Source organism: uncultured Flavobacterium sp. (genome assembly GCF_963975005.1).
GTDB lineage: Bacteria > Bacteroidota > Bacteroidia > Flavobacteriales > Flavobacteriaceae > Flavobacterium.
In genome coordinates this window covers 1-10880 of record NZ_CAXBFR010000097.1, presented here as the reverse complement: position 1 = coordinate 10880, position 10880 = coordinate 1, and the positions used below count along the sequence as shown (strand labels likewise).

The window sequence follows — 10880 nt, the reverse complement described above, 5'->3', positions numbered from 1 at the left end:
AGATGCTGAATCACTGAAATAAATTCAGCGCAAGTATGTTAAACCTAAAAAGAAAAGTAAAATATAAATCAAAAGATGCTGAAACGAGTTCAGCATAAAAAAAAGTTTAATGATAAGTAAAAATAAAAGAAAATAAGACTTGAGCACTAAACAAATGAGAGACAGTCATTTGAATATTTAAGATTATCTGTATAATTACGGACAGGATATTCTGTGCCTAAAAACAAGCGTAACTAACTGAATATCAATAAAATAATTGTAAAAAAGATTTGGAAGTTATGTTTTTTTGACTTTATCTTTGCCGGAGAGATTTAGAAGTTAGAAGTTAGAATTTAGAAGTTAGAAGTTTGAATTTAGAAGTTTGAAAATAGAATTTAGAAATATAGAAACGATGAGAACATTAGATATACAATATAGAGCAAGCGAAATAATGAATGGTAGTTCATTATATATGAATCCGTCATTTTGTCCACGATTTGATTTTGGGGCGAATAACAAACAGGTGTATGCATATAGGGAATAGGATAGGAGTATCTTATTTTAAATTATATGAAGCACCTTTAACGAGGTGTTTTTTTTATGACTAATATTTTGATTCTATAGCTCAATTGGATAGAGCGTCAGTTTTCTAAACTGAAGGTTGAAGGTTCGATTCCTTCTAGAATTACAGGTTTTTTAGAAAGGAACCACTCAAAGTAGATTATTGTTTTAGACTGTCTCTCTATGCAATTGCAATCGACTTTGAGTAACCACTGGGAAGATAACGATTGGTTGTTTACTCGCTTTGGATGCGAGAGGTTGTAGGTTCGAGCCCTGCTTCCCAGACAAAAAAGAACTATTAAAAGCACTACGCAGATTAGTTGCGTACTAAGTTTTGAATATTTGTAAAGCGAAAGCAACTAAGTTCTTTGAATACTAATAATCCTCATTTTGTCGGATAGACAAGTAAGAGGAAAAAAATATCAAGCAAGTCTTGTTGGGTGTTTCTGTATAGCACTATTGTAGTATTCGTTTCGCGGTTGCGAATGATGTTTTACTATTCAACTTGATTTGAAGGTTTCGGTAATTTTCCAAAAAATTGCCCTCTCTATGTGTCGTGGGTTCAAATCCCACTTCTGATTTTGTCAGAGTAACTCAGTCCGGTAGAGTAATAGATTTGAAAACGTAGGTTCGAATCCTACACACATTTCATTAGTGTGTTTGACAGTGGTTGTCACCAACAGGCTCAAAATCTGTTTGAAGAGTAGCGTTCGCTCTATAAATTGAATGTACCATGGAAAAAGACTATTTGTCTTGATCAGCAATACAAATTAATTAGTGTTCTCGTATTGCACTCACGACAAGACCTGAAAATTGACTCTGTTTTTTAAACCGTTGGTTGCCTTTAGGGTTTGCTTGTTTTAAACTTAGGTTTTTACAAAAAATGATTATAAACGCTTTCATCGCTTTGCTAAACTGGCTTTTTTCCGTCCTTGAAGGAGGATTGAGACAAATAGGCTTTTTTATTTAAAAATGAATAATAATTAACGCTGTATAGTTCAGCTATAATAACTAGAAATAATGATTAAAAGAATTACAATTAAGGCTTACCAAGTAGGTTTGGTATTTGAAAACAGAAAATTAATTGCTGTTTTAGAAGAAGGAAAATTTTGGATTTTGGGTAACAAAGAAGTAATGATTTACGAAATGAAGTCTTCTTTTGTCGCTCCAATAGAATTAAACATTTTATTGCAAAATGAAAAGTTAGCTTCAATGTTAGAAGTTGTTGAAATTACAGATAATGAAATTGCTTTGTACTTTGTAAACGGTATTTTTAAAGAGGTTTTAATAACAGGAAGATATGCTTTTTGGAAAGGGTATAACGAAAATACTTTTATCAAAGCTGATACAAGTAAAGTTCATATTACAGAACAAATTGCAGTAAGCATGCTGGAAAACCAAAAGGTTAGAGCTTACATTAGAAAGTTTCAGGTAGCAAATTTTGAAAAAGGCTTGTTGTTTGTAAACGGTACTTTTGTAAAAGAATTAGCTGCTGGTACTTACTATTTTTGGAACAACACTATTTCGGTAGAGGTTAAAAATGTAGATACCAGAAAGCAACAAATGGAAATCTCAGGTCAGGAATTGTTGAGTAAAGATAAAGCAGCCTTGAGAATTAACTTCTTTGCAAGCTATAAAGTTATGGATGTAACGAAAGCTTTGGTAAACAACAAAGACTTTGAAAAACAATTGTATGTAACGATGCAATTAGCCTTGAGAGCTTTTGTGAGTACTTTTACTTTAGATGAATTGTTGACTAAAAAAGATACTATTGCTGAAGTAATTTTGGAAGAAACTAAAACTAAAATTGTTGATTTAGGTTTGGAAGTATTTGCCGTTGGTATTAGAGATATTATCTTACCAGGAGATATGAAAGAAATCATGAATCAGGTTTTGGTGGCTGAAAAGAAAGCCCAAGCTAACAGTATCATGAGAAGAGAAGAAACAGCTGCGACTAGAAGTTTATTGAACACAGCCAAATTGATGGAAGAAAACGAAATGTTGTGGAAGTTGAAAGAGATGGAATATGTTGAAAAAATTGCAGATAGAATTGGTGAAATTACTATTTCTGGAAGTGGTAACATCATCAGTCAATTGAAAGAAATTTTCGTTAAATAAGGAGAACCTCGGAATTTATTTTTCGGGGTTTTTTGTTATAGACAATAGTATTTAATAAATAATTTGCGGGAGATAGCATAATGTGTGAGGCCCAAAAGGGTAATAGGTTTGTAGTGAGCCAAAGTTTGTGAAAGAGGTTTATTAGAAGTCATACAAGGTGACAAGTTTGTGGGTTAGTGTTTTGCAAATTAACTGGTAAAAAGTATGCTCTTATGCTAATCTAGTATTTTCATTCAATAGGAATATCTTTTCGTAAGCTCTTTTGATTGGTTTAAAGTATATTAAACAATAATGTAGTATACGTTAAATTACTACTAATCTTTTCTAATTAAATTGCGCACAATATAATTGCGCCTTACATTTGACTTATTAAATTGAAAACATGAATGATCCATTACATCTTAATGAGCAAATTTGCTTCCCTGTTTACGTTTTTGCCAAGGAAATTATTAATCAATACCGTCCTTTGCTAGAGGCGTTAGACCTAACATATCCTCAGTATTTGGTAATGATGGTTTTGTGGGAACAAGAAGCACAAACGGTGAATCAATTGGGTAAAAAATTAAAATTGGACAGCGGAACACTTACACCATTACTTAAACGAATGGAACTTAAAGCGTTTATTTCCAGAAACAGAAGTACAGTAGACGAACGAATAGTCAATATTTCTTTAACTGAAAAAGGTAAAGTCTTAAAAGAAAAAGCTTCTTGTATTCCAACTCAATTAATGGAATCTATGCAGGTTTCCACCGAAGATTTAATTGTTTTGAAAAACATAATAACTAAAATTTTAAAAAAATAACTATGAAAACATTGTATACAACAAAAGCTACTGCAACTGGTGGTAGAAACGGACATGTAAAAAGCGAAAATGGAATTGTTGATTTTGAAGTAAGACATCCAAAAGGTTTGGGTGGCGCTACTGACGATTATGCTAATCCAGAAATGCTTTTTGCAGCAGGCTATTCGGCTTGTTTTGATAGCGCTCTCAACTTGGTAATTAAAAAAGAAGGTATTAAGACCGGAACGACTTCGGTAACGGTAAATGTTAGTATAGGTTCAAATGACGCTGGAGGATTTGGTTTAGAAGCTGAATTACATGCTAATATTCCAGGAGTATCATTAGAAGTAGCGCAATCGTTAATTGAAAAAGCACACCAAGTTTGTCCTTATTCTAATGCAACAAGAGGAAACATGCCTGTGAAATTGACGGTTTCAAACGAATAATTAAATAATATAGAATACATAAATAAACAAATAAAAAATGGCTTTAATAGAAGATTTACATTGGAGACATGCTGTAAAAGCATACGATTCAACCAAAAAAGTAAGCAAAGAAGATATAGATAAAATTGTAGAAGCGGCACGTTTAGCACCAAGTTCTTCGGGGTTGCAACCTTTCAACGTGTTAGTAGTAGAAAATCAAGCATTAAAAGAAAAATTAGCCAAAGGAGCTTTAAATCCAGAATGCATGAGAGATTGTTCTCATGTTATAATTTTTGCTGGCTGGGATCGTTATACTGAAGAGCGTATTGATAAAGTATATAATCATACAACCGATGTACGAGGTTTAGAAAGAGGACGTTTTGGTAGTTACACCGACAAATTAAAAGAAATCTACATGGCTCAACCTGCTGAAGAAAACTTTGCACATATTGCAAGACAGACTTATATTTCTTTAGGTTTAGCTTTAGGACAAGCTGCTGAATTAAAAGTAGATAGTACACCAGTTGAAGGATTTGATAACAGTGTAGTGGATGAAATCCTAGCATTAAATAAATTAGGTCTAAAAAGTGTTTCTTTAATGTATGTAGGTTATGCAGATACCCCAAAAGATTGGATTGCTCCTATGAAAAAAGTAAGAACTCCAAAAGATGAATTTGTAATTGAATTCAAATAAGAAATAAAGTAAAGCTTTTTGGTTAGTACAAAGCTGCATTTTATGAATAAAAGCCTGAATTGAAACTTTGTTTTGGTTGAGGCTTTTTATTTCTATGAGTATAAAGGATTTAGTTACATTGAAATCTTACTTTTTGCATTATGTTGTTTTATATCCTCTAATTCCCATTGGTATAACTGTACCCAATATAAAAAAACATAAAATTTTATTCAGAAGTTATTGAATAGGTATTAAGTTGTTTTCTTTTCCACAATGTATAAAAAAAGCACCCGTTTTTTAACTCTTTAACAAAGGTTTATTTCCTTTCTGGATTCAAGACACAAATATTGAGGAATTTGTTAAAAAAATCGTATCTTAGGCTGGTAAACAAAGGATGCAAATACATTCTTATTATTTAAACGACAAACCTTATAAAATGTGTTATGTTGAAGATTCATTCGGAATCGTGTTTGAAGTTTACACACACAGTTATGAGTTAAGATACTCTTCTGTAGCCTAACTAAATAAAGGCTTTTTTGTATTAAAATAATGAAGAATGAAAAATATATTCTATATCAGCTTATTAATCTTTGTTGCTGTCGCTTGTAAAGAAGAAGCAACTGAGCATGAGTATATAGATAATGAAGTTATAAGTTTTGTTGTTCCTGCAAAAGCCATTAGAGTAGCTGACTTTAAAGGCCAACAAGTAACAGGAATAACTGTTACTGATTCGGGGCGCATTTTTGTTAATTTTCCTAGATGGCGAAAAGGAGTTACAAATTCAGTTGTAGAAGTTGGTGACAATAATAAAATTACAAGTTATCCAGATGCTAAATGGAATTCGTGGGAAGTTAATCAAAAGGTTGTACCAAATAAATTTGTAGGAGTGCAATCTGTTATTGCAGTTGAAAATAATTTATATGTTTTAGATACTCGAAATCCTATGTTTGCTAAAGTTGTTGATGCACCAAGGGTTTTTGTCTTTGATTTAACTACTAATCAATTAGCTAAGACTTATGTATTTGATAAAAACAGCTTTCATACTGATTCATATATCAATGATTTGCGTGTAGATTTAAAGAAAAACACTATTTATTTTACAGACTCAGGCAACTCAGGTCTAGTTGTTTTGGACATGAAAACAGGTAAAACTAAACGTGTATTAGACAACCATATTTCTACCGCTGCAGAAGTTAATTTCTTGACTTTTGAAGGTAAAAAATGGGAACGCACTGTTAATTCAGATGGAATTGCTTTAGATAATTTAGGTAATACATTATATTTTCATGCTTTAACAGGTTATCACTTGTATGCTGTGGATACAGATATTTTAGAAAATGGAAATGAAAAAGCCATTGAAGCCAATGTTAGAGTTATAGCTAAAACTCCAGCACCAGATGGAATGTTGTTTAATACTAATGGTGATTTATATTTTGCTGATTTAGAAAAAAACAAAATTTTATACCGAAAAAACGATGGAATCATAAAGGTTCTATTAGAAGGTAAAGCAGTTAAATGGGCTGATTCATTTAGTATTCATGACGGATACCTATATTATACCAATTCTAGAATTAATGAGGTTGATGGTGATATATCTGACATGATTTTTACTTTGAATAAGGTTTTGTTGCCAATGGATGAAGATTGAAAAGTAAAGAATTCAAAATACCCAATTTTTATATCAAAACAAAATTACTGTTAGCTAGTGACTTTTGTGAATTAAAAATAAAAATAAAGTGAAAGACCGTTAAAGTTCGGAGGAAGTAACTCAAAAGTTGTAGCATCTAAATTACTTTAAACAAAAAACTTTGCTCATCGAAACAAGCAAAGTTTTCTTATTTATAAAGTATCTTCTAAGTAAAATTAATCAATTTTAGTAAAGAATTCTTCTGCAGGAGTTCTTACTTTTTTCATATCGACTAACCAATCATTTTCAGCATCTCTGTAACCTAGCGTTAAAACAACAGTACTTTTCAATCCTAATTCTTTTAACCCTAATATTTCGTCTACTTTAAGTGGTTCAAAACCTTCCATTGGTGTTGCATCTACTCTTAGTTCTGCAGCTGCTGCTAATGCCATTCCTAATGAAATGTAAGATTGTTTAGCAGCATGATTAAAATGCCATTCTTTATTTAGGGGCTCATACATGCTCCAAAGGTTCTTTTTATAATCATCCATTGTGTCTAATGGCAAACCTCTTTCTTTCATAGTACGATTAAAAACAGTTTCAAGACGTTCTAAAGTATAGCAATCCCAAGCTGCAAAAATCAATACGTGTGAAGCATCTGTAATTTGACTTTGGTTGGAAGCTACAGTTCTAATTTTTTCTTTTAATTCTTGATTTGAAATTACGAAAATTTGGAAAGGTTGCAATCCAGATGAAGAAGGAGCTAAGTGTGCAGCCTCCAATATGTAGTCTATTTTTTCTTGTGCAACTTCTTGTCCATTCATTTTTTTAGTAGCATAACGCCACTTTAAATCTTCTAATAAGCTCATTTTTTTGTTTTTTAATTTGACTTCTAATTTACAATTTATAAGCTAATTTCTATCTACAAAAGTCTTAAAGTTATCTAAAATCGCTTGCCAGTCCAGTTTTTGTCATTCAATAGTGTTTTCTGTTTCTACTTCAAATTTTTTCTAGTTTGATTTGCTATTGAATATTACTTTATTGTATTAAGTTCTTTTATTTAAAGGTTTTATATATATCATTTTATTAAAAATAGCTTTTGTGTTAGTTAGCTTACATATTTTTTAATTTGAACAAAGTAGTTTTGACTTCGAACTTTAATACTACTGCTATGGTTAAGAAAGGAATTTATTTATTTATCACTCTGATGTTTTTTTCTTGTGAAATAGAAGGGAAATTCACTAGGTATCAAGCACAAGAACAGTTTGTTATTGATCCTGATGATGAGTTAGTTCAATTATATGCTGGAACATTTGTCCCAACTGCTGGAATTTCAGTTACAGGTGAAGCTAAGATATATCAACAAGGAACAACCCGATTTGTTTCTTTAGAAAACTTTTCTATTTCAAATGCACCAGATTTAAAAGTATATCTTTCTACAACTGCTGCTCCTGATACGTTTGTCAATTTAGGAAACTTGACTGCAGCAACAACTTATACTATTCCAACCCAAGTGGATTTGACCGTTTATACCTATGTTTTAATCCATTGTCAACAGTACAATCATTTGTATGCTATTGCTAATTTAAATTAATGTTTATATGAAACAGATTATATATATTTTAAGTATTTTGGGAAGTTTATCAATGTATTCTCAAGGTTGTAGTGATGCTGGTTTTTGCTCAGTAGGAAATACTTTTACGGATGAACTAAATACTTCTAAAAACCAACTTGATTTTGGAGGTATAATCGGTGGAGGAGAAGCGGATATTTTTTATATTTCACCTTATGTTACTTATACAAGAAACTTTTCAGAATCATTTTCTATGAGTGCAAAAGTTACTTACTCACAAGCTAGTGGCGATTTTGGCACAAGAGGTCAGTTTGGAGATGCTTTCTTAACAAGTAATTATGTTTTTAAAGAAAAGAATGCTAAAACTTGGAGTACACTTTTGGGTTTAAAATTTCCGTTTACGTCTTCCAATGCTAAGATTAATGATATTTCATTGCCTTTAGATTATCAAGCCAGTTTAGGAACTTTTGATTTGATAGCTGGTGTAGGTTTGAAGTATAAAAAATGGTTTTTTAATACCGCTTTGCAATTACCAATATTCAATAATAATAAGAATTCATATTTTGATGAGTATTCTGCTTCCAATGATTTTTCCTCAACCAATCTATTTGAAAGAAAACCGGATGTTTTGTTTAGAACAACTTATACAATCAACACCAAAAAGAAATTCACCTTTAAACCCAACTTGTTATTCATTTATCATTTAGGGGAAGATAGTTATGAGAATATTTTTGGCAATAGAACTACTATTGTAGGTTCAGATGGTCTAACGCTTAACGGAAATTTGATTATGAGTTATGCTATTTCATCCAATAGAAGTATTGAATTATCATTAGCAACTCCTTTTGCAATACGAGATAGTAGACCTGATGGATTAACACGTTCGTTTACTGCTGGTTTTATATATAAGTATGCGTTTTAAGTAAAATTTATTCATACAAACCTAAACGATTTCTAAGGTATTTGATTTCTTCAAGTAATTGATTTTCTTTTTCTTGTAAATTTAAAATAATATCAATGCCTTCTTTATTAATGTTTAAATCATTGTGCAAGCGAATGATTTTTTCGATGGTAGCCAATTGGTTTTTATCAAAATATCGTTGTTCTTTTTGTACAATGGTTTCAATTAATCCAAATGCTTCTAAATCACGAATAAAGTTAACTTCAATTTCGTATTCTTGACAAAATACTTCTACTATGATTAATTCTTGCGTTTCCATATTTTTAGTTTTTGGTAGCTTTAGCTAAATCCTTGAATAATTCTATTTCTTTTTCTGAAAGGTTGGTTGGAATGGCAATGTTGTAAGTCACATACAAATCTCCAAATTGACCGTCTTTTTTATAGACAGGAAAACCTTTTCCTTTTAAACGTACTTTTGTTCCATTCTGAATTCCAGCTGCTACTTTTAGCTTCAATTTTGCTTGATTGAAGTCAGAAATTGTAATTTCACCCCCTAAAACAGCTGTATATAAATCTAAATCTTGTGTAAAAAACAAATCATTACCCACACGTTTAAATGTTGTAGTATTGAGAATAGAAAAAGTTATGTATAAGTCACCATTTGGTCCTTTATTAGTTCCTGGTCCACCATAACCACTAATTTTAATGGTTTGTTGGTCTTCAATTCCAGCAGGAACAGTAATTCTAATACTTTTACCATTTACCGTAAATTCTTTTTTGTGTGTTGAATAAGCTTCTTTGATGTCAATTTGCAGTTGCGCTTGAATATCTTGACCACGATATTTTACCTGACTTCTTCGATTACCTCCTCCTTGATTGCCAAACATAGAAGAAAAATAATCTGAAAAATCTTCTCCACTAAAATCATTACTTGAATACGATTGTTGTTGACTAGCATTTGAATGTTGTCGTTGCTGTTTGTATTTTTCGTATTCTTCACCATTTTCCCAATCTTTTCCATACTTATCGTATTTCTTTCTTTTTTCGGGATTGCTTAAAACTTCATTAGCTTCATTAAGTTGTTGAAACTTTACTTGTGCTTCCTTATCATTTGGGTTTATATCTGGATGTAATTTTCTAGCTAGTTTACGATAGGCTTTTTTAATTTCATCAGCTGTTGCATTTTTAGAAATGCCAAGGACTTTGTAGTAATCAATAAATTCCATAAAATAGTAAATTAAACAGTTTAATTAGCTTAAAATGCTTACGTAAATTTACGAAATTCTATGGAATTTTGTATTAAAAGGTAGGTTTTGTTTTTGATTTTTTGAATTAGTCTTTAACGACCAATAACTCTTAAATTTAATATTTACTTATAAATTAATAAAGCTAAAATTTTGAAGGTTACAAATAGGACTTGTTTTTTTATGTAAACACTACTATGAAACTTTAATTAGTTTAGCTAATAAAGATGGTATTTCTTATGGTTTAAAGCAACAAGTATATTTGTCTCACTGTTAATAAATTACAAAAAAAATATAAAATTTATTTTTTTTTTGTTGTATGTTTGTTAATGATTTTATAAAAAAAACTATTTTTTTAATTAGCATAATTAGTTAAATTTTTAGCTTTTTTTTTAATCATAACTTTTATCTTAATTTGAGTATCTTGTTTAACACATAGAAAAGTATGAAAGATAGTAAGCTGAATAATATACTTCAAAATAAGGAATCCGAATCTGCTATTAACCCCGCAAATGATGCAACTATTTTAAAATTTCAAGAAGAACTTGATGCCCTAAAGCTTGAAATAAAATTAAAAAAAGAAGCGTTAAGACACGTAACTAATAAGACCAAATTAAAAGAAAATGTTTATTCTGATTTTTATGATTTTGCTCCAGTCGGATATTTTAAACTTAAAAATGACGGTTGTATTAAAGATGTCAATAAATATGGTGCAAAAATGCTTGGAAAAACCTGTTCAAGCATTATCAACAGTGATTTTAAGCATTATTTAGCTCCAGAAAGTCAATTTAAATTTACTGATTTCTTAAAAAAAGCAGCAAAAGATACTAAAAATCAATCTTGTGAAATTCAACTTTCAATGAAAAATGAATCAATAAAATTTGTTCATTTATCATGTGTTTATAGAGAAAATGAAGAGGAGTTTTTTTTCTATTTAATAGATATTTCAAAGCATAAACAGATTGAAGAAAATCTACAAACGTTAGAAAACGAAAATA

At 30.5% G+C, this 10880-nt stretch carries 11 protein-coding genes, 2 tRNA genes and 1 pseudogene; 11 read left to right on the top strand and 3 right to left on the bottom strand.

What is annotated here, in order from left to right; all coding sequences use genetic code 11:
• Nucleotides 1-593: 593 nt before the first annotated feature.
• The 8 genes and pseudogenes from AACZ53_RS11130 (at nucleotide 594) to AACZ53_RS11095 (ending at nucleotide 6185) form a co-directional block, all read left to right on the top strand.
• Nucleotides 594-667, top strand: a tRNA-Arg gene (locus AACZ53_RS11130).
• A gap of 85 nt (nucleotides 668-752) precedes the next feature.
• Nucleotides 753-825: transfer RNA gene (locus AACZ53_RS11125), tRNA-Pro, on the top strand.
• 735 nt (nucleotides 826-1560) lie between these two features.
• A complete protein-coding gene (locus AACZ53_RS11120; protein WP_339838337.1) occupies nucleotides 1561-2658 on the top strand; it encodes a slipin family protein in 1098 nt (365 codons plus the stop codon).
• Between the two features lie 382 nt (nucleotides 2659-3040).
• The gene (locus tag AACZ53_RS11115) at nucleotides 3041-3460 is read left to right on the top strand and encodes a MarR family transcriptional regulator (RefSeq protein WP_339838335.1); all 420 of its coding nucleotides are present in this window, start codon (nucleotides 3041-3043) and stop codon (nucleotides 3458-3460) included.
• Between the two features lie 2 nt (nucleotides 3461-3462).
• On the top strand, nucleotides 3463-3885 hold the full coding sequence (locus AACZ53_RS11110) for an organic hydroperoxide resistance protein (protein ID WP_339838332.1): 423 nt from the start codon (nucleotides 3463-3465) through the stop codon (nucleotides 3883-3885).
• A 37-nt stretch (nucleotides 3886-3922) separates the two neighbouring features.
• Nucleotides 3923-4558 carry an NAD(P)H-dependent oxidoreductase gene (locus tag AACZ53_RS11105; RefSeq protein ID WP_339838330.1) on the top strand — a complete coding sequence of 212 codons (636 nt, stop codon included), beginning with the start codon at nucleotides 3923-3925 and terminating at the stop codon, nucleotides 4556-4558.
• Nucleotides 4559-4781: 223 nt separating this feature from the next.
• Nucleotides 4782-5057, top strand: a pseudogene (locus tag AACZ53_RS11100) (glyoxalase); the annotation flags it as partial.
• A gap of 36 nt (nucleotides 5058-5093) precedes the next feature.
• A complete protein-coding gene (locus AACZ53_RS11095) occupies nucleotides 5094-6185 on the top strand; it encodes an L-dopachrome tautomerase-related protein (RefSeq protein ID WP_339838327.1) in 1092 nt (363 codons plus the stop codon).
• A gap of 215 nt (nucleotides 6186-6400) precedes the next feature.
• On the opposite strand, the gene AACZ53_RS11090 is transcribed toward AACZ53_RS11095, so the two are convergent.
• Nucleotides 6401-7033: an NAD(P)H-dependent oxidoreductase gene (locus AACZ53_RS11090; protein ID WP_339838325.1), complete on the bottom strand. Its 633-nt coding sequence runs from the start codon at nucleotides 7031-7033 to the stop codon at nucleotides 6401-6403.
• A gap of 260 nt (nucleotides 7034-7293) precedes the next feature.
• On the opposite strand from AACZ53_RS11090, the gene AACZ53_RS11085 reads away from it, so the two are divergent.
• Together AACZ53_RS11085 and AACZ53_RS11080 are read left to right on the top strand one after the other, a co-directional pair.
• A complete protein-coding gene (locus AACZ53_RS11085; protein ID WP_339838322.1) occupies nucleotides 7294-7758 on the top strand; it encodes a DM13 domain-containing protein in 465 nt (154 codons plus the stop codon).
• Nucleotides 7759-7765: 7 nt separating this feature from the next.
• Entirely contained in the window at nucleotides 7766-8659 is an 894-nt protein-coding gene (locus tag AACZ53_RS11080) for a hypothetical protein (RefSeq protein WP_339838319.1), read from the top strand.
• A gap of 7 nt (nucleotides 8660-8666) precedes the next feature.
• On the opposite strand, the gene AACZ53_RS11075 is transcribed toward AACZ53_RS11080, so the two are convergent.
• Nucleotides 8667-8957 (bottom strand): chaperone modulator CbpM, encoded by a 291-nt coding sequence (locus tag AACZ53_RS11075; protein WP_339838316.1) that lies wholly within the window; start codon nucleotides 8955-8957, stop codon nucleotides 8667-8669.
• Between the two features lie 4 nt (nucleotides 8958-8961).
• A complete protein-coding gene (locus AACZ53_RS11070; protein WP_339838313.1) occupies nucleotides 8962-9864 on the bottom strand; it encodes a J domain-containing protein in 903 nt (300 codons plus the stop codon).
• 463 nt (nucleotides 9865-10327) lie between these two features.
• Between AACZ53_RS11070 and AACZ53_RS11065 the strand changes: the two genes are divergently transcribed.
• The coding region (locus AACZ53_RS11065) for a PAS domain-containing protein (protein WP_339838310.1) at nucleotides 10328-10880 on the top strand (553 nt) is incomplete at its 3' end.